Below are 24363 nucleotides of genomic sequence, written 5' to 3'. Positions count from 1 at the left end.
ATCAGTCACATAAAAGGTAATATATGGAAGCAACGCAACAACAGCAAAAATTTTCTAAGCCTTTGATCTATATGTTGATTGGCAGTGCATTTATTTTAGCACTTTCACTCGGTGTACGTCATGGCTTCGGGCTTTATTTAGTTCCAATGAGTCATGAGTTTGGCTGGAGTCATCAAGTATTCAGTTTAGCGATTGCTTTTCAAAACCTATTGTGGGGCGCTGTACAACCATTTACAGGCGCTTTGGCAGACAAGTACGGTAGTAAGAAAGTTGTTGCAGTCGGTGGTGTTCTCTACACCATTGGTCTATTACTGATGTCGATCAGCTCAAATGCTCTTCTGCTTGATTTTAGTGTTGGATTGATTATCGGTTTAGCATTATCAGCAACATCATTTTCTGTATTGCTTTCCGCAGTCGGGCGAGCGGCTCATCCAAGTAAACGTAGTATGGCAATGGGGATCGCAAGTGCAGCAGGCTCTTTCGGTCAGTTCATCATGTTGCCAACAACCTTACTCCTGATTAAAAACTTTGGATGGTCTTCTGCACTCATCATCACTGCAATTCTTGTTGTATTGATTGTGCCTTTAGCGTGGATGTTAAAAGCACCGATGTATGTCGCTCCCAATGCAGTTAGTCAAGCAACTCGTCCAAACTTAAGTTTCAAAGAAATTCTAAAAATCGCATTTAATCATAAACCCTTTTTATGGCTTGCTTTGGGTTTCCTTGTATGTGGTTTCCAAGTGGTCTTTTTGGGAATTCATTTACCAGGATATTTAATCGATCATGGTTTTGATGCTTCAACAGGAACAGTCTTCTTAGCACTGGTCGGGCTTTTTAATATCGTGGGAACTTATGCGGCTGGCTGGCTCGGTGATAAATATTCTAAACCACATCTACTCATGGGCTTATATGGCTTACGCGGTGTCGCCATCGTCGCATTTTTAATGCTACCCCTCAGTATTTGGACAGTCTATGCCTTCGGTATCGTGATGGGGATTTTGTGGCTCTCCACAGTTCCGCTCACCAACGGGATTGTTGCCAATATGTTTGGAGTCAAATACCTGACCATGCTTAGTGGGATTGTGTTCTTTACCCATCAAGTAGGTTCTTTCTTTGGTGGCTGGCTTGGTGGTCTCAACCATGATATAACAGGGAACTACAATATCATTTGGGCGCTATCCATTGCGCTCAGTGTTCTTGGCGTGTTGGTACATTTCTTTGTTAACGAGGAGGCTGTCGTCGATGACTAATACATTTTCATGGCTAAAATGTAGCATCTGGATGGGGCTGATTCTACTTTTTGGATTGTCGATGCTGTTATGGTTGAACACCCCTGAATTATTTGAATACTTCAATATGGCATTCTGCGCACATTAAATAATGTTATATACCAGTGCTTTAATCGTGTTTAGGGCACTGCTTGCTAATTTCGTCGAGATTTAATTGTTTAAATTGTTCAATTAAAAATTCTAAAAATTTACGTACCGCAGGCAACATCCCTAACCGAGATGTATACACCACATAAATCACGCCTTTAGGTAAATAATATTCAGGTAAAATTTCAATCATTTTTCCGTTTTTTAATTCCTCATACACATAAACCTTCGGCAATGATGCAACACCAACCGCTTTTAACACGGCGGATTTCATCGCATGAAAATTGTCTGTGCGTAGTTTTGGATGATGTTCAATATCATGAAAAACATTCTGTTCAGTACGCTTTTGTAACATCCAAACTTGTTTCGGTGTTTGAAAACCAATACTTGGCAATTGCTTTAAATCATCCAAATGCGAAGGTTTGTTATAATGTTTGAATAGTTCTGGAGATGCCACCAAAACATGTTCCCATGCATCTAATTCACGAATGATTAATTCACTGTCTTCCAAAGGCGTACTCACCACACGAATGGCTAAATCAATCCCCTCTTCAATCAAGTCCACTCGACGATTGGTTGATAATAAATGAACTTGAACATCAGGATAATGGTGCATATATTCTGCGACCATTTCCCCTACAGGCGTATTCACTAATGCTACGGGGCAAGACAATCGAATTAAACCTGAAGGTTCATTGCTCAAAGTATGCTGAATAAAGTTTTCGGCTTGATTAACATCATCTAAGATTTTTAAACAATGTTCATAGAACTGTTGTCCAACCTCAGTGACCGCAAATTTACGAGTATTACGCTGGATTAAACGAACCTCTAAACGACTTTCTAAGTCAGAAATACGGCGTGAAAGCTTGGATTTTGTAATACCCAACTCTTCACTGGCTTTGGTAAAACCTTGATATTTCACGACTTGAACAAAATAGTAATAATCATTGAGATTCTGCATCATTGTTCCATTTTTAGAAAAATCTGTTGTCTAATTTACGCTGTAATCCTGCATTTATACCTCAATTAATACAATTAAGCGAAATAATAAATTTGAGGAATTAAAATATGAATGCAATTGAAAAAACCTATACCAGTAACCGTAGCACATGGGTAGGCGATGGTTTCCCGACCAACTCCATGTTACCTATGGAAGAAATGGGCAATCAAACCAGTCCGATTTTGGTCATGGGCTATACCGAGCAATATCCATTCAGTCCTAATGATGAACATCAACGTGGTGTTGGGATGCATCCACACCGTGGTTTTGAAACAGTGACTATAGTTTATGATGGCGAACTTGAACATCATGATTCCAAAGGCAATAGCGGCACGATTGGTAAAAATGAAGTGCAATGGATGACTGCGGGTCGTGGCATTATGCACGCAGAGTATCATTCCAAAAACTTTGCCCAAACAGGCGGAAATTTGGACATGATTCAGCTTTGGGTCAATCTGCCTAGCCATGCCAAAATGACGGAACCACGTTATCAAGAATTAACTGAACAGAATATTCCAGAAGTTCAACTTGAACATAACCAAGGGGGTATTCGTGTGATCTCAGGCACATATTCAAATGGTAATCGCACTGTTAAAGGTCCTGCACAGACTTTTAGCCCGATCAATTTATTGGATATTCGTCTAAATAAAGATGCCAAACAGCATTTTGAGTTAAATCCTACGTGGAATAACATCATCTTTGTTTTAAGTGGTGAAGTGAAAGTAGATGGTCAGATTTTCCACAACCTACAAACACTTTATTTAAACCATGATGTTGATCAGGTTGAAATTGAGTGTTTGCAAGATGCTAAATTATTGATGATGAATGGTGAACCTTTGAATGAGCCTATTGTCGCGCATGGTCCATTTGTCATGAATACTCAGGCTGAGATTCAGCAGGCTTTTGTCGATTTTCAAAATGGTCAGTTTGCCTAATCTAGAGTAAATCATTATTGAATTTCAGTAATGATCATAAATAGAAATCACAGTGATGTGGTTTCTATTCTTACAAAAGTGATTAATCAGAGTTTAATAGTATGATTCATAGACATCTTTTCAATGATGGCGGGATAATTCAAAAGCCTGCACGATCTTCATAATAAATCGTTTTTAAACCACTTGACCATGATTTTTTATGTGAAACAATGAAATTTCATGTAAAAAGCCTAGTTTAAGAAAACTAGGCTTTTTTGTGGATTACAACTTATTGAAATAAAATAATTAACGTAACCGATTTCGCATAAGGTGTATTATGTTAATTTTAGGAAATCTATATAATATCCATACATATCATGGTCATTTAGTGACGAAATTAAAATCTAATTAGGATTCCACTTTTTAAATTTTAGATCATCAATAGTATCTAGACTAATCAACTCACCTAGATTCCTAACAATATTTAAAGCATCTTCTAAAGTACCTTCTTTCCCATAAGATCCGAGTTCTTTAGGTGACGGTATTTCCATATGGATTGATCTATCCTTGTTTACAGCAAACTGAAGTGTATTTTCATATTTATCTATAATTCCTAAAAAATTATCTGGCATATGGAGTACACAATCCATGCTGTGTAATATTTCTTCTTTCGTTACATACCACTGATCTGAATCTTCAGCAGGAATTGTTTTACCTTCACAATAGTCAGTATAAAAAAATTTAAATTTGTTCATCTTTACGTTTTTCTAAGTAAAAATTTAAATTATACACAAAACTTTCTTTTTACAACTTTCTATCCCATTTAACATAATGGCGCTTATGCGAAATCATTTTTATATTTTTATTTAAAATCAACAATTTAAGAATTTTAAAAACTGCCATTTATCCTCAAAAAAGCGACTCATAAACAAGTCGCTTTCTTTTTGAGCAATTTTGATACATTTTGCAACTAAAAAATGACTTTTAGTTTTAATCCATCAATATTTCAAGCCGACTTACGTGAATTGACACGCCCTTGAATCACAGCTTTGACATTATTCTTCGCATAATTTAAGAATACTTTTAATGGTGACAATTTAGGATTCGGTTTCTTCCCTTCACCAATCGCTTTGAATTGTGCTGCATACCAAAGAATTTCCATAATCGCCATTTTATCGACAAAAGGAATACCTGTTTTAATTTGCTCAACTGCATAACGTACATCACGCCCTGCAATAAGATTATTGGTTACATCGGTTTCAACAGCCAAAGGACGTGCAATTCCGATAAATTCACATGCCCCACTATCTAAAGCAGCATTCATGCCTTGCGCGGTACGGAAACCACCTGTCACCATCAACTGACACTTCACTTCTTTACGGATTTTCTCAGCAAAATCGAGGAAATAAGCCTCGCGCGCAATCGTACTTTCCTTACGCTTATCAGCTTTTGCCCCTGCCATCGCTGGCGCTTCATAAGTACCACCAGAAACTTCAATCAAGTCAATACCCGCTTCATCAATTGCCTTAAACACTTGAATCACTTCTTCTTCAGTGATGCCACCACGTTGGAAATCTGCCGAATTGAGTTTCACGGATACAATGAAATTTTCAGAAGTTTTGGCACGTACAGCTTTATAAATTTCCAATAAGAAACGCATACGATTTTCAATCGAACCGCCCCATTGGTCAGTACGTTTGTTGGTCAGTGGTGAAAGGAATTGGCTAATCAAATAACCATGCGCACCGTGTAATTGCACACCTTCAAAACCTGCTTTTTCACAAATACGTGCTGACTCAGCAAAACGCTGAATTAAATCTAAAATTTCACTTTCTTCAAGTGCACGTGGTGTGCCAAATGTAGAAGCCAATAATGGGCTAAAAGGAACTGCCGACGGCGCAACAGTTTCCGCATTTAAACCACGCGGACACTGACGTCCTGGGTGTGAAAGCTGAATTAACTGCACCATTTTGTGCTTTTTACCGACATTTGCCCACTCAGTCAGTTTTGCTAAATCACGTTCAGTTTCAACAACAACAACACCTGGCTCATTCTTGGCACGAAAATCCACCATGACATTACCTGTGATTGCACAACCTAAGCCACCTTTGCCCCAAGCATCGTACAAACCTAGATGTAAATGATTCGGTTGACCTGCATGATTGGCAAGTGCTTCACTCATTGCACCTTTGATGATGCGGTTTTTAAATGTGGTCTTTTTTATATCGAATGATTGTGCAAGATGGCTCATGATCAAATCTCTTTTTAGTGATTAGAGTTTTTACTCTAAATTAATATTATCCTAAATCAAGAGTAATTTTGACAATGCATTTTGTCAACTTTATAAGTGAATATAAAAAAGAATATTGAGGAAATGACCCAGAATTAATATTGACTAGCGGCGATTAATCTTTTTGTATAATCACTCAAAGGCTTATCAAATAAGGCTTGTGTATCCTGAAACTCAATCATTTTTGATTCTTTTAACACTAAAATTTTCTGACAAAGTGCTTTTACAACTTGTAAATCATGACTAATAAATAAATAACTGATTTGATAATCACGTTGCAATTGGCGCAATAATTTTACAATTGTTCGCTGTGTCGTGCGATCTAATGCTGAAGTTGGTTCATCTAAAATCAGCAATCGTGGCTTTAATGCAACCGCTCGAGCCAATGCCACACGTTGTCGCTGCCCTCCTGACAATTCATGCGGATATTTTTGCTTCACTGTGATCGATAATTCAACTTTATTCAAAATTTCATTCATTTGAATAATAATATCTGATTCTTTTAATTTCTGAAGTTCCAAACCTTCACGGATAATCTGTTCAACAGTCATGCGAGGATTCAGACTACTATAAGGATCTTGAAATACGATCTGAAAACTGGAACGTAATGGTCGAAGTTTTCGTTGACTTAAACGATTTAAATCTTGATTGAGTAAGACAATATTCCCAGAGCTTTCAATCAATCTCGCGATTGCCAATGCCAATGAGGTTTTTCCAGAACCACTATCTCCAACAATTCCGATGGATTCAGCACGATGTAAACGTAAATTTATTGGTTCAACAGCAACGAAATACTCTTTTTTTCGACTGAATATTCCCTGCTGAATCGGAAATTTAACCCCTACCCGATGCAAGGATAAAACCAAATGGTTTTCAGAATGTGACTTATTCGCTTCACCAAAATCTTGATTCAATAAAAACTTGGTATATTCAGCTTGAGGATTGTTAAAAATATTTTTAACCGAGCCTTTTTCTTCTACTTTCCCTTGATTCATCACAATCACATGGTTGGCATATTTACGCACTAAATTTAGATCATGACTGACTAAAATCATTGCCATATTGTGATTGAGAATCAATAGTTGTAATAAATTCAGTACTTGTGATTGAAGCGTTACATCGAGTGCTGTCGTTGGCTCATCAGCAATGATAATTTCGGGTTTCTGTGCCAATACCGAAGCAATTAGAACACGTTGTCTTTGCCCGCCAGATAACTCATGTGGATAACGATCTAACTTTTCCTCGGGATCATCCATTCCCACATCACAGAGTAAATCATAGACACGTTTTCTGACTTTATCCTTAGACATTCCTTCTAAAAGCAAAGCTTCGCCTACAATTTTTTCAACTTTGTGCAAAGGATTCAATGCTGTCATGGGCTCTTGAAAAATCATCCCAATTTTTTTACCCCGAATATTGAGTAAAGCATTAGAATCTAGATGTAAAAGATCTTGCTCATGATAAACCGCTTGACCCGTGACTTTTAAATTTTCAGCAAGTAGTCCCATCAGTGCCAAACCACTAATCGACTTTCCTGAGCCACTTTCCCCCACAATCGCGACCGTTTCACAGCGATGTAAATCAAAATTGAGGTTTTCCACCAATACCGTTTTTTGCTCATTTTCAATATGTAAATTTTGAACTGAGAGCAACAAATTTGGATCATTTTTGGCGTCTTGGATCGAATGCATCACGTGTTGCCTCCCCAATGTAGATCAATAATGAAAGCACCAAAGCCAAACTAAAAAAACCAGATAAAGCCAACCACGGCGCGTTTAAATTATTTTTCCCTTGCAATAATAATTCACCTAGAGAAGCAGCATCTGGTGGTAAACCATAGCCTAAAAAATCCAAAGCTGTCAGTGCTGTGATATTTGCAGTAAACATAAAAGGAAGCTGCGACAAACTAGAACTTAAGACATTAGGAAGAATATGTCGGAACATAATCATCAGATCACTCACACCCAAAGCCCGTGCAGCACTGACATATTCTAACTTTCGTGCTTTTAAAAACTCAGCACGTACAATGCCGACTAAACCAGTCCAACCAAAAAGCAGCATGATCAGAAATAACCAATAAATACTAGGTGTAAATATGCTGACGAGAATCATCACCATGAATAAAGTTGGCAATCCTCCCCAGACTTCAAGAATTCTTTGTCCGATTAAATCAACCCATCCACCGTAATAGCCCTGTATCGCACCAACGATAATTCCAATCACCGAAGCAAACAACGTTAAGACAAGTCCAAAGAGTAATGAAATACGTAGTCCATATAGAATACGTGCTAAAACATCACGCCCTTGATCATCTGTTCCTAACCAATTTTGTGTTGTCGGTGGCGATGGGACTGGTACACTTAAATCCAAATTTGGCGTTTGATAGGAATAACGTAATATCGGCCAAATTGCCCAACCTCTTTCGTCAATGAGCTGCTGCACTACAGGATCACGATAATCTGCTTCAGTCTCAAATACACCACCAAATGTTGTTTCTGGATAGACGTTAAATACGGGTACGTAATAATGTTGATTATATTTCACCAATAATGGTTTCTCATTTGCGATCAACTCTGCAGAGAGAGAGAGCACAAAAAGAATGATAAATAAAATAAAAGAGAAGTATCCTAATCGATTGCCTTTAAATTTTTTTAACCGTGCGCGTAGGATCGGTGACATTATTTTGCACCTCGCGATTCAAAATCAATTCGAGGGTCAATCACACTATAAATCACATCACAAATCAGTCGTAAAACCAGTCCAAACAAAGTTAAAAAGAACAATGTCCCAAAAATAACAGGATAATCACGCTGTTGAATTGCTTCAAAACCAAGTAACCCGACTCCATCTAAATTAAAAATAATTTCGATGAGTAAATTACCAACAAAAAATACCCCTACAATCACTTCAGGCAAACCTGCAAGAATCACCAATATCGCATTACGAAATACATGTCTATACAGCACATAATTTTGCCCAAATCCCTTAGCGCGTGCGGCTAAAACATATTGCCGTTCCATTTCTTCCATAAACGAGTATTTGGTCAGATAAGTCAAACTGGCAAAACCACCCAATACCATAGCCAGTAAAGGCAAGGTCATATGCCAGAAATAATCAATAATTTTGCCCCATAAACTGAAACTTTGAAATTGTTCAGAAACAAAGCCTTGCAATGGAAACCACTGAAAATAAGAACCACCTGCAAAAAACACGATCAACAAAATTGCAAATACAAAAGCAGGAATGGCATAACCGACTGCGAGCAGTAAAGAGGTAGATTTATCAAACAATAAACCATGTTTTTTGGCTTTTTTAATTCCAAGTGGAATCGAAATCAGGTAAATCAGTAAGGTACTCCATAAACCCAATGAAATCGTGACTGGCATTTTTTCTAATAATAATTGCGTCACGGCTTTATCTTTAAAAAAACTGTTTCCAAAATCAAAAGTTAGATAGCTTTTTAACATTAAAAAAAATCGTTCATGCGCAGGTCGATCAAAGCCATATTGAGCTTTGATTTTATCGATCATCTCCTCACTTAACCCCTGAGCACCACGGTATTCTTGACGATTGACTGAAGTAGATAATCCCGCCGTCGTTCCATCAACACCTTGAAAGTTTTCAGCTTGCTGAATCGCTTGTTCAACAGGGCCGCCTGGCGCAATTTGCGTAATCGCAAAATTGATCAATAACACAAAGAACAATGTTGGAATGATCAAAAATAATCTTTTGAGTATATATCTGCCCATTAAAACATTGTTCCTTATAACCTCATTACAGCACTGTATAATTGTATTATTTTATAACACCAATAATCCAATGATGCTGATTAATACCTATACACAATTATTCTTCTAAACGTTGATTTATACAAATTTCATTGAAAAGCACCATGATTTTAAATCATCAACTTTTTAAATCACCTATTTTTTAAATAATGAGTCACTTTTTCTGTTTGAGTAGAATCTGACCACCAATATTCTAAACCTAAAGATAACTTAGGTTTAATATCAGGTTGACGATACATATTCCAATAAGCATACCAATTTTGATCATTGCCATAGGTCAATATTTGATAATAACCCGCTCTCAAAACACGATCTAAGGCACGCGTATGTAGTACCAATTGCTCTCTACTCGGTGCACGAATAATCTGCTGTATTAATTGATCCACAACAGGATTTTTAATGCCTGAATAATTGTAATTGCCTATCTCGTCTGCCGCTTGACTCCCCCACATTTGCGCCTGTTCAGCCCCTGGGGTTAAAGACTGTGGCATATTCATCGGTGTCATTTGAAAATCTAAACGGCGCATGCGCTCCGTATATTGTGGCGTGTCCACTTGACGAATCGTCGTTTGAATGCCTAATTTTTTTAAATTGCGAATATATGGCAACAGTGTTCGTTGTATACCATCTTGATGAATTAAAAATTCAATTTGAATTGGATTCCCTTTACGATCTACCAATTGTGCATTTTTAAACTGGTATCCTGATTTGAGTAAAATTGAACGTGCAATCAATAAATTTTGGCGATTAAATCCACTGGCATCTGAAACTGGATATTTCCAATTGCTCAACGTGCCTTGACGTTGTAGCGGATTAAGTTGGTGAAGATAAGGTTTGAGAATATCTAACTCTTTAGCACTCGGCGCACCAGTCGCTGCCAATTCACTATTTTGAAAATGGCTTTGCAGACGAATATTTTGACCATAGAGCAATGCTTTATTGATCCATTCAAAATCGTAGGCATAGGTTAAAGCTTGTCTAAAATGAATATCATTGAATGGCGCTTTTCGAGTATTAAAGACCAAACTTTGTGTGAGGGCTGGCGTTTCTATTTTCGCTGTATATTTCTGTACCAAACCCGATTTAACTGCGGGGAATAGATATTCCGCGACCCAGTTCCGTGCATTTTTTTCTTGGTAAAAGCTATACTGTCCAGACTTGAATCCTTCAAATGCAATTTCAGGGCTACGATAATAAACAAACTTCATTTGATCAAAATTATAGCGCCCACGATTTACCGCTAAATCTTTGCCCCAATAATTTGGATTTCGCTTATAACGAATACTCCGCCCTGCATCGATCTGATCAATCAGATAAGGTCCTGAACCTAAAATCGGCTGCAACGTAACTTTGGTATAGTCTTTATTTTTCCAATCCGCTTTTGAATAAATCGCAATCCTAGCCAAAATCAGAGGCATATCTGGATTATGTTCAGATTTGAACGTCATTTTAACTTGGGTTGGAGATAAAACTTCGGTCTTGGCTAAATCCGATAAATACATTTGAAAACCAAGATTGGCTTTGCTCTGAATCGTATCAAAAGTAAATTTAACATCTTCAGCGGTGACTGCTGTGCCATTACTAAAGCGCGCTTTTGGATTTAAATGAAAAATCACAAAATTGGTTTTTTTCGGATCAAAAGTGACTTTCTCTGCCAAAAGTGGATAAAGCACGCCCGCTTCATCCAAAGAACTATCCATCAAAGTATCAAACAGATAGTTAATCCCTTCAGTTGAACTACCCTTACCATTCATACTATTGAGGTTATCAAAAGTCCCTAAGCTGGAAGTGCTGATATAACCGCCTTTGGGTGCATTGATATTGGCATAGGGCATCGCCTGAAACTTGGCATAATGAGGTGTATTGTGAATGGCAAGATAAGCTGTTGTCTGCACAGCAGCATGCAAATGCATCGTTGCCATGCACAAGCCTAATGTAAGCCCGATTGGACTTACATAGATAGAATTTAGGTACATTCCCCTAATTTCCTTTATTTAGAATAAGCTGATGATTAAAGGCTTGGAACTTTAATCACACTACCAATACGCAAAGAAGCTGTAGGCTTAAGATTATTCATTTCCGCAAGTGCGCTTGAATCAATACCATATTTACTTGCAATACGAATCAAAGAGTCGCCACTTTTCACTTTGTAGTCCGATACAGTTTTTGGAATACGAATGGTTTGTCCACGTTGCAAACCTGCACGAGACTTAAGATCATTGAGATCAGCCAATTCTTGCACAGACAAACCAACACGACTTGCAATCGCATTCAACGACTCACCTGATTTCACCGTATAACTTTCAGTGTCTTTACCTGTCAATTTTGCAACCGTTTTGGCAGATGCTTTGACATCTTCACGATCTTTTGCTTCTTTAATTTGATTGGTCTTCGCAGTTTCGCCTTCTAGCTTCAAATGCTGACCAATATTCAAAGATGCATTACGCGATAAACCATTTAAGTCAGCTAAATAAGAAAGCTGTAGCTTATATTTTCGTGCAACACTTGCCAAAGTTTCACCCGATTGCACGACATGTACGTCTTTGCTTGCAGCTTGAGCTTTCACTTCATTTTTAGAATGTGCTTTATCTTTTACTGTTGGTTCAGGTGTACCTGTGAGTTTCAACTTTTGTCCAACAAATAAGCCCGATGTAGTGTTTAAACCGTTTAAATCTGCAACCTGACTGACTTGTAACCCATATTTATTGGCGACAGCGGTTAAGCTATCTCCTGCTTGAACAGTGTAACTGTCTGGTGTGGTACTTCCTTCTGGAATCTTAATCGTCTGCCCAACGAGCAAGCTTTTTGACGGAGAAATTTTATTCAACTCTGCCAATTCAGAAAGTGTCAACTTAGACTGAGTTGCAATACTGGATAATGTATCACCACGCTGAACTTTATAATTTTCAGTCTTGTACTCAGTTTCAGCTTTCACATTTTTAAATTTACTTTGATCAACCACTTTAGATTCAAGTTTTGAATCAATTTCTTTTACTTCATTGACAGGTACATTAATTTTTTGACCAACATACAAACTCCTAGAAATATCGAGTCCTGGGGTTAAATCAGCAAGTTCATTTACAGATAGAGCATAACGATCAGCGATGACTTTTAAGTATTCACCACGCTTAACTTGATAAGTCTTGGTTTTGATTTTGGCAACAGGTTTAGATGTATCTGCACGAACCACTGTTTTATTAATTTCAGACAATTTATCATCAGCTGAATCTTTCAATTTCAACTTCTGCCCAACAAATAAATTACTACTCGTCGTCAAGTTATTGTAACTCGCCAATTGCGAAACAGATAAATCAAACTCGTTTGCAACACTGGTTAAGCTGTCATTGGGTTTAACCACATAAGTTGTTGGTGCTGTATCTGTAGATTTTTTTGAAGGTGCATCAACTTGAGGTTTCGCATCATATAAATATAAAGTTGCGCCAACAAACAAAGTACCATTTGGATCAACTTGGTTCCATTTGGCAATATCTCGCCAATTCACACCATTTTTTAAGGCAATCGTCGCTAAAGTATCACCAGATAATACAGTGTAAGTACTACGTTTACCTTTTGGTGGTTCAACTACAACTTCGCTGTCAGTCTTTTTAAAGTTTTTATCTTTATTTAATTTTGCTTCTTCAGAATTGGCTGGCGTTGTATCCGCTAAACCTTTTGGATAAGCAAAACCAACCGTATTTTCCTTACCTTGTACATTAGCAACAGATTGACTGGTTTGAATTGCCGTTAACTTAATTTTGCCATCGTACGGATCTAAAACCTCCGTACCTTGCGGTGCAATGGCTTTAATCTCATTCACAACTTCTTCTTTCTCGGCTTGCGTTGCTTGAGGTTCTAAAACTTGTTTGACTGTCTCTTTCTCTCCTTCAGCTTTTACGGCTGCAAGAATTTGCGCTTTTTCATTGGCTGAAATTGGTGGTTCAATCGCAACTGGCTTGACATTCGTAGCAGGCGTCACTGCCACAGGAATACGTGGTGCGCTTGGAATGTCTGCATTGGTCGCAAATTTTGCTAAAGCATCAGCATTCGATGGTGTTGTTTTTAAAACACTTAACTGACTGGCTGAACTCGACGATGAATAAGATGTCGTTGGTTTAGGATTACTTGTTAAGACTGGTGGAACCGCTTTTGCAGGGGTAATAGATTGAGTAACACCAGAAACCGTTGTAGGAGACAAGGTTTGTGTTGCTGTCGATGGACTATTATTACTCGCCCACAGCCCTCCATCATAACCTGGTTTTAAAGCTTTTAATTTACTGTCAATGGTTGGACTTAAATCAGCAGGAATTAATACACGTAGAGTACTATTTGGATCAACACTTTCACCACGATGCCCTGGATTCAATGCATAAAGTTCAGCACGACTTAACCCAGTAATCGAGGCAATTTGATTCAATTGCACACCTGGTGGTACAGCCACTTCTCTAAAGTGTGGACGATTGGCGATTGGCGGTAAAGAAACACCATATTTAGAAGGGCTTTTAATAATTTGCGCTACAGCCAAGAATCTTGGCACATAGTTCATTGTTTCTTGTGGTAAACGTAAAGACCAATAATCTGTAGGCAAACCCGCAGCTTGGTTACGGTTAATCGCTTGTTGAATACGACCAGGTCCTGCATTATAAGCAGCCAAAGCCAATTCCCAAGAACCAAACTGATTATATAAACTTCCTAAGAACTCATAGGCTGCACGAGTAGACTCAACCACATCACGACGTCCGTCATATAAACTGGTCTGTCTTAATCCGTAAATTTTCCCTGTACTTGGAATAAACTGCCACATCCCCGCTGCTGCCGCACTACTTGTCGCAGCAGGGTCATAAGAACTTTCAATAATTGGCAATAAAGCTAATTCTGTTGGTAAACCACGACGTTCTGCTTCTTTTACAGTGTGGTATAAATAACGTGATGCACGCGCACTCACACGATCAATATAAGGTTGACGTGCAGCAAACCAACTCCGCTGTGCATCAATCCTCGGATCCCAGCGGTCTTCATTCATTTTAAAACCGACAGACATCCGCTTCCAAACATCACCATGCTTTAAGATCAGTAAACGATCACCCTCTACTGCACGCATATCTGTTGCAGAAAGTAGATCTTCAAGCGAGTCTAAACTATTCGCATCCAACATTCCTGCGGTTGATGTTTGAACTTTTGACGATGTTGGCGTAGAAGAACACCCAGCAGTCAAACCTAGTGCCGCGAATGCAGATGTTAATAATGATAATTTAAAGAAAACAGACGCAGTAGGTTGCCACACCATTGTGGTAGGTTTAAACATAAGGGTTCCGAACAACATATTAGTAAATTATTTTATCTTTGCCATTTTAGTAGAGCTATACGCGCATACAAGGCAAAATTTGAATGCTTATTGCATACAAATGTTACAAGAAATTAAAAAAATCTCTGTTCATGCGTAGAAAACGCCGATTTGCGTATACAATAAATTGTTCACCTACGATGTTCAACGCTTAATTCACTTTCATTGGTTATATCTATGTCGCAAACACTCACCCTTTATGTCGATGGCGCTTGTAAAGGCAATCCTGGTCCTGGTGGCTGGGGAGCATATATCATCACGCCAAATGAAGAACATAAACTATGTGGTGGCGAGTTAGACACAACCAATAATCGTATGGAACTTACTGCAGCCATCGAAGGTATTGCTTTTTGCCCTATTTCTGAAAAATTGATCATTTGGACAGATTCTAACTACGTTAAACGTGGTATTACTGAGTGGATCGAAGGTTGGAAAAAGAAAAACTGGAAAGATGTCAAAAATCCAGATCTTTGGAAAAAGTTAGATGCTACATGCCAAGGTCGTGAAATTGAATGGAATTGGATCAAAGGACATGCAGGACATCCAGGTAATGAGATGGCAGATCAGTTAGCCAACTTAGGTACTGAGCAAAGACTTGCAGGTAAAACGACAACTTCGATTACGACTAGCCCAAAAACTGGCAGCCTGCAAGATTCGATTGAACAACAGAATCCTATAGAAAATGATAAAAAAAAAATTGAAAAGGATTGGTTACTAGATGACCCTTTTGGTTTTGATTTCGTAGATTCTGAGGATGAAATGATGTCAAATGAAGAAAACCAGTCAACTGAAAATATGTCACAGTCACATCCACAGGTTGACGAACAAGCAGCTGTTCAAGTTGATAATGAAAACAATATGGTGAATGATCAAGTCATGGACTTAGATATCGAACATAACGAAACACTTCATGTAGAAACGAATATTCACCCACAAATCGTCATTACACCTGCAACCATAAAATTACATGGACCTCGTCAATTTATTCTCGATACAGAAACCACTGGTTTCTACTATCAGGATAGTGACCGTATTATTGAAGTCGGTGCGATTGAAATGATCAATCGTAAACTCACAGGTAGTTCGATTCATATTTATATCAATCCTGAAAAACCTGTAGGTGACTCTGAAGCCATCCATGGTATTACAGACGAATTCTTAAAAGATAAACCTAAATACGATGAAATTGCACAGGTGCTTTTTGACTACCTAAAAGGCAGTGAAATTATTGCGCATAACGCAAGCTTCGATATGAACTTCTTAGATATGGAGTTCAAACGCAGTGGTTTACAAGCACTGTCTGAAGTCTGTGAGGTGACAGATACCTTGGCAATGGCGAAAAGCAAACATCCGGGACAGAAAAACTCTTTGGATGCATTAGTGCGTCGTTATGAAATTCCGCAACGTGACCGTACCTTCCACGGTGCATTACTCGATGCAGAGATTTTATCTGACGTCTACTTGGCAATGACAGGTGGACAAGTATCCTTTGACATGGATGCAATTTCTGAACATACTGAACAAGCTTTGGGGAATACCGCACGACAAAAAATCGAAATCGAAGTTCCTGTTATTTTAGCTTCAGCTGAAGAACTTGAAGCGCACGATAACTGGATCAAACAATTCCAAGAAAAGCATGGGGAAGCTTGCATTTTTGCAAAATAATTTTTGACATAAATCATTATTTTTTTATGTAAAGATTCTGTTCTTCAGCTATATTAAACTTAGAAAATCGAACTTCTTTGAGAGCTCGATATAGAACATTTAGATACCCAGGATAGGTGCAGATCAATGTCTTACCAAACCTCTATACATTTTGATCCGACAGCATTACTAATTATTAAAAAAGAAGTTGATAATTCAATTTTACAAGTAGAATCTGCTGTCAGTAGTTTAGTTGAAGATCAAACATTACCTTTTGGTATTGATGATGCATTACTTCAATTTGAACAATGTGCCCATGTACTGATGTTAATTGATATGCCACAAGTCGCAAAAATTACCGAGCTTGCGGCATTATTGATGCGCAAAATCATGCAAAATCCACGTGAAGTAAATACCCAAGATGTGATTGCATTGAGCGAAGGGACGACCATGCTCAAACGCTATATCGAGTTTATTTGTTTACGTGAAGTCAAAGTACCTCAATTCTTACACGACACACTGAATCGTTTAGAACTCGCTCTAGGTTTAGAACTCACATCTGAAGGGCAAGCGATTGCACCACTTCTTGACTGTGTAACACCGAATTTTACTTTGCCACAACCTCCAGAATTGGAAAAATCAGTTTATGTGCATAAACTGTATAAACTCAGTTTGCATAAACTTCTGAAACAACAAGAAACTGAATTAGATTTACAAGCAATTAAACTGGTCGGTGCATATCTTGCCAATGAAGCGAAAGACCAAACCAGTGCTCAATATTGGGCATTAACTTCTGTAGCCTTCAATCAAATTGACAATTTAATTCTTAATGATACACGCCTGAGAACCTTAATCAGTATTGAAACCAATATTTCAACTTTCTTCAAAAATCAAAATGATTTCAAAGCATCATTAACAGATTTAGCCAATATACTGAGTCTTTGTATTAGCCAAGAAGATGAAATTTCACAACATATCCGTGATCAAATCAATATTGGTGAAGATATTCTCACAGATACACAACTACAAATTTTTAGCCGTCATTTGTATGGCCCTGATTTCAATACTGTGCATAGCATCAGCCAGCTCATTACAGATGAAATGTCACAGATTCGTAATGATATTGAGTTTAACTATCAAAATATGAGTGATGAAAAAACTCAAGAATTGAAAACTAAACTGACTGATCTTGCACATGTGTTTAAGGTCTTGAATTTGAACGAAGCATATATTGAACTGAAACAACAAGCTGATCTTCTTTCTCAAGACAATATGCTAAAAGATGAAAACTATGCGCAACAACTGATGAATAGTATTCTTTCTGCGATGAATTCTATTGGTATTCTTGAGCGAAACTACACCTCAAATCGTTTACAGCTTAAAGTGAATAATTTACAAATTTCTTTAGATCGTTTAGATGAGGCACATGATGCCCTACTGACTGAAACGAAAGCCTTGGTAGATTTGAGTGCGCAATCACTGGTGCAATACCTACAAGAACCACAGACCAATCTAGAATCTATTCCATCGCAATTCCGCGAAATCGGCGGTGCGCTGATCTTCCTTGCAGCACGTGATGGTCAAAAAGCTCTACTTCAATCTGCTGAATTTGTTCAAAAAAGCTTAGAGAAAGAGCAAGTATTGAACAAAGAACAAGTTAATAAACTTCTCGATGTCTTGGCAAGTGCAGATATGATGATTGAAAACCTACAAAACAAACAACCTGTTTTGCAGAAAATGTTTGATGTCGCACTAACAAGTAGTCAAAACTTAAAAACGGTAGCTTAATGTCTGACCAAAATTCAGAACTATCACTTGCTTATATCTTCCACCATCATCAACTGTTGGTGGATGAAAACCTACAACTTCCTAAAGTTGAAAAGTTAGCAAATGATCTTAGCTTTAACTCGGGTGATCAAATCATTGCCCGAGATCTTTTTATTGAAGATCAAATTCCGGCAGGCTACCAACTTATTCCGATTCGTCAGTTGATCTCACAATGGACAAAAACTGAATTTGAACAAGCCAGTCGAGCTTTACAACTGCTTGAATGGCGTCGAAATCATAAATTTTGTAGCCATTGTGGGCATGAAACAGAAGTCCACCCTACTGAATATGCTATGGTTTGCCCTGCTTGCCGTTATCATCAGTATCCACGCGTACAACCCTGTATTATCACTGTGATTACCCGTGGCGATGATGAAATTCTGTTAGCAAAAAATGCGAAAAACAAAGGCAGTATGTATGGTCTCATTGCTGGCTTTGTAGAAGTGGGTGAAACATTAGAAGAAGCGGTAAAACGTGAAACTTTAGAAGAAGTCGGTTTAAAGGTGAAAAATGTCACCTACCTTTCTAGCCAGCCTTGGCCATTTCCGAGTAATCTCATGCTGGCGTTTAAAGCTGAATATGAATCAGGTGAAATCGTACTGCAAGAAGAAGAAATTAGTGATGCACATTTCTTTAAATTTAATGATCTACCAGAAACACCATTCTCAGGTAGTATTGCGCATGCTATGATTGAACATGTCATTCACAATACACCTATGCATCAAGAATGAATGTATTACTCAAAAAATAATGTTCAAAAAAATCCCCAATTTATTGGGGATTTTTCATTTCACGATCCAAAATTTGAATAATCTCAGAACGTGTTTTAAAGAAGCGACTAAACAGGCTTGAGACACTACCCATAATTGAAATATGACCTGTTTTGGGAATAGTCACAATTTCACAATGATTACCTTGCGCAATAAGCTGCTGTTTAAAGTCCAAAGAATTGGTATCTTTCACGATTTGATCATTCTGTGCCAAGAATAAGTAATGTTTCACCTCATTCTTTTCGACAAAATAATAAGGCATCACTTGTTGATAGGGTACAGCTTGATCAAAAGCATCTTCTGCTAATGGATCACCTTTATAATCAAAATGATAAGGCCCAGCAATGCCAATTAATGCTTTAATATTTTGCTTTATCGCCAATGAATAATGTTGCGGGTGATAGAGTAAGGAGGCAATATTAAAAGCACCAGCTGAATGCCCAATCAAGGCAATTTTTGCCGTTGAAATCCCCAATCGAGACTGTTGTTGCTCCAAAAAGTTTAAAGCAATCGCCAGATCATCAATATAACTTGGAAATTTATGTGTTGGTGCTAAATGATAATTCATCACTGCAACATCATAACCAAAGCGACTAAATGCCTCTCCAACAAATTTATACGCTGTTTTATCCCCATGACTCCACGCACCACCATGTACAAAGACAATTAATGGCTTAAGTTGAGTTTGATTAGAAACATAGAGGTCTAAACGCTGTCTTGCTTTCAAACCATAAGCAACATTGTGCTTAATGGAATAACCCTTTTTCGGAGTTAATCCATTAATCGTAATGCTACCTAAATCATATAAACGAAAATCTTGGTACTGCGACTTTAATACATCAAACTGTTTAAGGAGTTTCTTTTTTAAAGGCTGTAATTTACTGCTGAATAACATTATTTGATGGCTCTGCCGCATTCGGATCAATTGCAACTGGTGTTTGTACATCAGGTTGCTGCACATTGCCGACTACAGGTGCTGTAAAAGCTGAAGGCTGAAGTGAATTATTGGCTTGTTCGATATTATCAATCAAAGTCACAATTTTAGTCACATTGCCAACCTTTTGTAAAACATCATTTAAATCATTAACTTCAGCATTATTCAAACGACCCAATATGTATAGTACCCCATCTTCAGTATGTACAAGAACCTTATTGTCTGAAACTACAGGCGCTTTCATGATCAAACCACGTGTATTTGCAGTCACTGTGGCATCTTGCATAATGGTGCTATAACCAATTTGGCTACCGACAGTAATATAATTATGTACAGTCTTAACATCACTCATTGCACGTAAGTTATCTTCAGCCAATTGTTTTAAATGTGCATCTGGAACTTGCCCAGTGAGTAAAACATTACTATGAAAACTATTGATATTCACTCGCGATTGCTTAAAGCGAACATCTAATTTATATAAGTTAATTTTAGCAGTACGTTCAATAGAAGAATCAATAAAAACTTGCCCTAAAGATCTCACACCACTTTCTGTTCCGACTGGCGCAGAACCTGTACCACCGGATATAAAACTTGCGCAACCAGACAAACTTGCTACACACATCATGGTGATGACAATACGCTTTAACACTCAGCAAGACTCCTATTGATTTTAGCCTGTATAACAATGCTTTTATATTGTTAACATGCTGGAAAATATCTTATTTTTTAAATAACTGTGCCTAAATATACATCACAGATTAATCAAGTCTGCATCTAAAGTAAATGCATTTTCAATCCAAGATCGATCATAAGAGATTTTACTCAGGTCTGGCTGTACGTTTTTTGCAATTTTATGATGTAAATCAAAACCAATTACATCAAAACGGCAATAATATTGTGCAAATTGTGGATACTCTTGTAAAAATAGCAGTGCTGTTTTCAACATTTTCCGTTGTTTAGATAAACTCACCACTTCAAAAGCATGCCCCATCTGAGTGGGTGTTCTTGCTTTCACTTCAATAAATACCAGATCTTGTGCTAATTTAGCAATAATATCAATTTCACCAAAACGTGAAAAATAATTCAATTTTACAACTTCATAATGATGCTGAATCAGTAGTTCGACTGCCTCATGTTCAGCCCACGCTCCGAGAGAAAAAATCGTCATTTCAAACTAATTTAACTATTTCACATCTTTCGATCTTTCGAAGAACATATACAAAGGCACCAAATTCGCTTTTGAACGTTCAAAGCATTGCGGAATACGTTCAACACGATTTCCATCAATTTTAATTTTACCCGTTCGACCATTAAAGCTTAATGTTTTAATTTGTGGGTCAAGTACAAATTTTTGAGCGATATACCATGCATCGCCACCAAATGCGTACAATCGTTGATACGCTAGAGATTTAGGTAATTCTTTATTTGCCTTAACGACCTCTTTCCACTCTTTTTCATAAATTGCAGGAACATCACAGAACTTCATGCCTTTTGGCAAAGTCTTTTGCTCTTCGATTGCAATGGCTTGTGTATAAATGCGCTTTTCCTGTAATCGAGGTATACTCGACAACCAATTATTGGTTCCAAGCAACAATATACCCTCATTTCTTCCGATGACTTTAGGCATTTCATCGATAGGATCAACCTCACCAGAGAAGTTAGAAAAAAGTGCATTGAGGAAGTTAATGGATTCGGTTTCTGTACCTTTTTCACGAACAATATAGAGTTTCGTCACTTTATCATTTTGGATAAAGTCTAATAACGCCAAAGCATCATCATTTTTGGACAGGCTGAATTGCCACACATTCTTATCAGACTGATATACTTCATTTAGCGCTAAAACAGGAATTTTAGGTTTAGTACTCACCAAAACTTCAACATCTGGTCTCGCCAATGGTCCAATGATCATCTCGGTCTTTTTATTGACCTCTTTCTTTAAAATTGTTTTTATCGGAATTTGATCAGAATTGACGAATTTCAACGGAATTTCATTTTTTGATGCTTGTGAAGCATTCAATATTCCTTGTTTAATCGTTAATCCAGCTCGCGACATAGGGCCTGTTTCAGGTAAAATGACCAGAATCTCTGCGTGAAGTTGGACGGCAAATCCAACTATTCCCAATAGCGCCACTCTTTTTATACTGTTCAATACTAATTTATTTTTCATGGAGACCTTTATGAGTGCTCAATTATTTGTCGTAGCGACCCCAATTGGGCACTTAGATGATATGACTTTTCGTTCTATTGAAGTATTAAAGTCTGTTTCTATTATTGCGGCAGAAGATACACGTCAATCTGCTCAATTATTAAAGCATTATAATATATCAACTCCGCTCACAGCGTGTCATGATCATAATGAAAGTAACAAAATTGATATACTTGTAGAAAAACTAAAAAATGGTGCGGACATTGCTTTGGTGAGTGATGCAGGTACACCATTAATCAGTGATCCGGGGTTTAAATTAGTTCGTGCTGCGCAAGAGAATGGTATTCGTGTTATTCCTGTACCTGGTGCCTGTGCTGCAATTGCGGCATTGAGTGCGGTCGGTTTACCCAGCGATCGCTTTAGTTTTGAAGGCTTTTTATCATCGAAACAATCTCAACGATTAATTCAGCTCGAAAAGCTTCAACATGAAACCCAAACCATGATTATCTATGAAGCGCCACATCGTATTTTAGATAGCGTAAAAGATATGTCGAAAGTGTTTGGGGCGGATCGTCCTGTTGGTTTTGCACGTGAAATTACCAAAACTTTTGAAACCATTAAAAAAATGACTTTGGGTGAATTGGTGACTTTTATCGAAAATGATCACCATCAACAAAAAGGCGAAATTGTTTTAGTGATTGGTGGTGCACCAGAAGAAAAAGACATGGATCAAGAGAAACTCGATAAGCTACTTAATCGTTTACTTGAAGATCTTTCCGTAAAAGCTGCTTCTCAATTGGCTGCAGATTTAACTGGGATTAAAAAGAAAGTTGCGTATCAACGTGCTTTAGAATTAACACAAAAAGAAGACTAAATTCTGAGTTATTCAGGCTGAAAATGAATTAAATCGTATCTTTAAAGTGGCTGAGTTTTTTTAAACTCAGACACTTGTTACATAATTTATGACGTAAACATTTAGGGTCTGTTGACAATTCGTCTATGTTTGCGACTTTGTGTATTTTTTAGCTGATACTAGGCGTGAAATACGAAACTTAGTCATTCTAAGTGAGTAGTTCATAACGAAGTAGCAGCAAAAAATACACCAGTCCCGAAGGGTTGTGGCTAAAATTATCACAAACTTCGTTATGAAATTTAAAAATGGAACCACCATTCTTTTCATTTCATGCCTCGTTTGCTCTATTTTAGCCGACAACGCAAGCCATTTATGAAATGTCAACAGACCCTATTAATTCTGACCATTATTTCCCCAACGGAGATAGGCAGGTCGTTGACTGAGTAGATCATAGTATTTTTGAACATTGTCTAAAACTGGATGTTCAAGTGGTGTGAGTAGCCATCGTTGAACAGATAGACCAATAGGAATGTCGGCTAGTGTAAACTCATTGCCTGTAACAAAGGCTTGGGTCTTTCCTAACTGAGCATCCAATATTTCCATATTTTTTGTCCAAGCTTGGATACTATTTTTCACTTGAATCTTGTCCTGATGCAATGGTGAATCTCGCACTAAATGCATCAATGCATAAGTCCAACTGTTATTCAGTTCAATGCCCTGCCAATCGATCCATTGATCAATCAACGCCCGTTTCTGAGGATGCTCTGAATACAACTTTTCCCCAGTATATTGATTCGCTAAATAACGAATAATGCTATTCGACTGCCAAAGAACAAACTCTTGATCAATAAGAACAGGAATGGTTGCATTTGGATTCAAGTGTATAAATTCAGGTGATCTTGGTGATTGGAACCCTCGTCCCCAGTCTTCTCGTTCATACGCTAAATTCAGTTCATCACATAGCCACAGGACTTTTCTAACATTAATTGAATCAGCACGCCCTAAAATTTTAAGCATTATCCAACCTCATTTTTCCAAATAAAAAGCACCACTAGTGTGATGCTTCATTTTAAAATTTTATGACTATTCAGCAGACTCATCTGGTGGAACTTCTGTTATTTTTCCACCACGTGCCAAAAATGCAGCCACTTCATCTTCTAGGGCTTCACGTTGTCTTTTCTTAGCTGTTACTGTCAAAGTTTCAGCCTCGGCAAGATCAGAATCACTTACGGTAGAATCACTAGCAGCAGCACCTTTTTCGGCAGCTTTTGCCTCATCATCATCTACAACGCTGTCTTCTGAATTATCATCATAATCATTTGAATCTGTCATCTTACACTCCCCATCAATGACTTTGATATACCAACTGAAAATTGGTGATCTTTAGCAAGAAATGTATCAAGCTCTTTCCGATTCGACTAGTATCTAAATGCACAAAAGTGAATTTTTTTTAATCAAAATCGTAATTTTATTTAAGTGA

21 protein-coding genes are annotated in these 24363 nt (G+C 37.6%); 7 read left to right on the top strand and 14 right to left on the bottom strand.

Going from position 1 to position 24363, the window contains the following annotated elements:
- Nucleotides 1-23 precede the first annotated feature (23 nt).
- Together EXE09_RS08665 and EXE09_RS19135 are read left to right on the top strand one after the other, a co-directional pair.
- On the top strand, nucleotides 24-1250 hold the full coding sequence (locus tag EXE09_RS08665) for an MFS transporter (RefSeq protein ID WP_068973935.1): 1227 nt from the start codon (nucleotides 24-26) through the stop codon (nucleotides 1248-1250).
- Nucleotides 1243-1377 carry a hypothetical protein gene (locus EXE09_RS19135; protein WP_264757108.1) on the top strand — a complete coding sequence of 45 codons (135 nt, stop codon included), beginning with the start codon at nucleotides 1243-1245 and terminating at the stop codon, nucleotides 1375-1377. The genes EXE09_RS08665 and EXE09_RS19135 overlap by 8 nt, the downstream gene beginning before the upstream one ends.
- 21 nt (nucleotides 1378-1398) lie before the next feature.
- Here EXE09_RS19135 and EXE09_RS08660 read toward each other — a convergent pair whose 3' ends face one another.
- Nucleotides 1399-2337 carry a LysR substrate-binding domain-containing protein gene (locus EXE09_RS08660; protein WP_130112298.1) on the bottom strand — a complete coding sequence of 313 codons (939 nt, stop codon included), beginning with the start codon at nucleotides 2335-2337 and terminating at the stop codon, nucleotides 1399-1401.
- 107 nt (nucleotides 2338-2444) lie between these two features.
- On the opposite strand from EXE09_RS08660, the gene EXE09_RS08655 reads away from it, so the two are divergent.
- A complete protein-coding gene (locus EXE09_RS08655) occupies nucleotides 2445-3311 on the top strand; it encodes a pirin family protein (protein ID WP_130117000.1) in 867 nt (288 codons plus the stop codon).
- Between the two features lie 383 nt (nucleotides 3312-3694).
- On the opposite strand, the gene EXE09_RS08650 is transcribed toward EXE09_RS08655, so the two are convergent.
- From EXE09_RS08650 to EXE09_RS08620, 7 genes are all read right to left on the bottom strand, one after another.
- Nucleotides 3695-4045, bottom strand: a complete 351-nt coding sequence (locus EXE09_RS08650; RefSeq protein WP_068973932.1) for a hypothetical protein — start codon at nucleotides 4043-4045, stop codon at nucleotides 3695-3697.
- 251 nt (nucleotides 4046-4296) lie between these two features.
- Nucleotides 4297-5541: an NADH:flavin oxidoreductase/NADH oxidase family protein gene (locus EXE09_RS08645; RefSeq protein ID WP_130116999.1), complete on the bottom strand. Its 1245-nt coding sequence runs from the start codon at nucleotides 5539-5541 to the stop codon at nucleotides 4297-4299.
- A gap of 134 nt (nucleotides 5542-5675) precedes the next feature.
- Nucleotides 5676-7271 carry a dipeptide ABC transporter ATP-binding protein gene (locus tag EXE09_RS08640; RefSeq protein ID WP_130117024.1) on the bottom strand — a complete coding sequence of 532 codons (1596 nt, stop codon included), beginning with the start codon at nucleotides 7269-7271 and terminating at the stop codon, nucleotides 5676-5678.
- A complete protein-coding gene (locus EXE09_RS08635) occupies nucleotides 7243-8259 on the bottom strand; it encodes an ABC transporter permease (RefSeq protein ID WP_130116998.1) in 1017 nt (338 codons plus the stop codon). Before EXE09_RS08635 ends, EXE09_RS08640 begins: the two co-directional genes overlap by 29 nt.
- Nucleotides 8259-9329 carry a microcin C ABC transporter permease YejB gene (locus EXE09_RS08630; protein ID WP_130116997.1) on the bottom strand — a complete coding sequence of 357 codons (1071 nt, stop codon included), beginning with the start codon at nucleotides 9327-9329 and terminating at the stop codon, nucleotides 8259-8261. Before EXE09_RS08630 ends, EXE09_RS08635 begins: the two co-directional genes overlap by 1 nt.
- Before the next feature lie 170 nt (nucleotides 9330-9499).
- The gene (locus EXE09_RS08625; RefSeq protein ID WP_130116996.1) at nucleotides 9500-11344 is read right to left on the bottom strand and encodes an extracellular solute-binding protein; all 1845 of its coding nucleotides are present in this window, start codon (nucleotides 11342-11344) and stop codon (nucleotides 9500-9502) included.
- 35 nt (nucleotides 11345-11379) lie between these two features.
- On the bottom strand, nucleotides 11380-14670 hold the full coding sequence (locus EXE09_RS08620) for a LysM peptidoglycan-binding domain-containing protein (protein WP_130116995.1): 3291 nt from the start codon (nucleotides 14668-14670) through the stop codon (nucleotides 11380-11382).
- 216 nt (nucleotides 14671-14886) lie between these two features.
- Between EXE09_RS08620 and dnaQ the strand changes: the two genes are divergently transcribed.
- From dnaQ to nudC, 3 genes are all read left to right on the top strand, one after another.
- Entirely contained in the window at nucleotides 14887-16374 is a 1488-nt protein-coding gene (dnaQ, locus tag EXE09_RS08615) for a DNA polymerase III subunit epsilon (protein WP_130116994.1), read from the top strand.
- 126 nt (nucleotides 16375-16500) lie between these two features.
- The gene (locus tag EXE09_RS08610) at nucleotides 16501-18141 is read left to right on the top strand and encodes a chemotaxis protein (RefSeq protein ID WP_087552937.1); all 1641 of its coding nucleotides are present in this window, start codon (nucleotides 16501-16503) and stop codon (nucleotides 18139-18141) included.
- On the top strand, nucleotides 18141-18911 hold the full coding sequence (gene nudC, locus EXE09_RS08605; protein ID WP_130116993.1) for an NAD(+) diphosphatase: 771 nt from the start codon (nucleotides 18141-18143) through the stop codon (nucleotides 18909-18911). Before EXE09_RS08610 ends, nudC begins: the two co-directional genes overlap by 1 nt.
- Before the next feature lie 40 nt (nucleotides 18912-18951).
- On the opposite strand, the gene EXE09_RS08600 is transcribed toward nudC, so the two are convergent.
- The 4 genes from EXE09_RS08600 to EXE09_RS08585 all read right to left on the bottom strand — a co-directional run bounded on the left by EXE09_RS08600 (nucleotide 18952) and on the right by EXE09_RS08585 (nucleotide 22051).
- Nucleotides 18952-19845, bottom strand: coding sequence for an alpha/beta hydrolase (locus tag EXE09_RS08600; protein WP_068974842.1), 894 nt, complete (start codon nucleotides 19843-19845; stop codon nucleotides 18952-18954).
- Nucleotides 19829-20533: a BON domain-containing protein gene (locus tag EXE09_RS08595; protein WP_087552934.1), complete on the bottom strand. Its 705-nt coding sequence runs from the start codon at nucleotides 20531-20533 to the stop codon at nucleotides 19829-19831. The genes EXE09_RS08600 and EXE09_RS08595 overlap by 17 nt, the downstream gene beginning before the upstream one ends.
- A gap of 102 nt (nucleotides 20534-20635) precedes the next feature.
- On the bottom strand, nucleotides 20636-21052 hold the full coding sequence (locus EXE09_RS08590) for a YraN family protein (RefSeq protein WP_130116992.1): 417 nt from the start codon (nucleotides 21050-21052) through the stop codon (nucleotides 20636-20638).
- 15 nt (nucleotides 21053-21067) lie between these two features.
- Nucleotides 21068-22051 (bottom strand): penicillin-binding protein activator, encoded by a 984-nt coding sequence (locus EXE09_RS08585; RefSeq protein ID WP_068974839.1) that lies wholly within the window; start codon nucleotides 22049-22051, stop codon nucleotides 21068-21070.
- A gap of 10 nt (nucleotides 22052-22061) precedes the next feature.
- Between EXE09_RS08585 and rsmI the strand changes: the two genes are divergently transcribed.
- Nucleotides 22062-22904: a 16S rRNA (cytidine(1402)-2'-O)-methyltransferase gene (rsmI, locus tag EXE09_RS08580; RefSeq protein WP_068974838.1), complete on the top strand. Its 843-nt coding sequence runs from the start codon at nucleotides 22062-22064 to the stop codon at nucleotides 22902-22904.
- 372 nt (nucleotides 22905-23276) lie between these two features.
- On the opposite strand, the gene EXE09_RS08575 is transcribed toward rsmI, so the two are convergent.
- Both EXE09_RS08575 and EXE09_RS08570 read right to left on the bottom strand, forming a co-directional pair.
- A complete protein-coding gene (locus tag EXE09_RS08575) occupies nucleotides 23277-23900 on the bottom strand; it encodes a glutathione S-transferase family protein (RefSeq protein WP_130116991.1) in 624 nt (207 codons plus the stop codon).
- Between the two features lie 66 nt (nucleotides 23901-23966).
- Nucleotides 23967-24215: a hypothetical protein gene (locus EXE09_RS08570; protein ID WP_068974836.1), complete on the bottom strand. Its 249-nt coding sequence runs from the start codon at nucleotides 24213-24215 to the stop codon at nucleotides 23967-23969.
- Nucleotides 24216-24363 lie beyond the last annotated feature (148 nt).

The organism is Acinetobacter sp. WCHAc060025 (assembly GCF_004209355.1).
GTDB lineage: Bacteria > Pseudomonadota > Gammaproteobacteria > Pseudomonadales > Moraxellaceae > Acinetobacter > Acinetobacter wuhouensis.
This window is presented reverse-complemented; position numbering and strand designations above follow the sequence as displayed.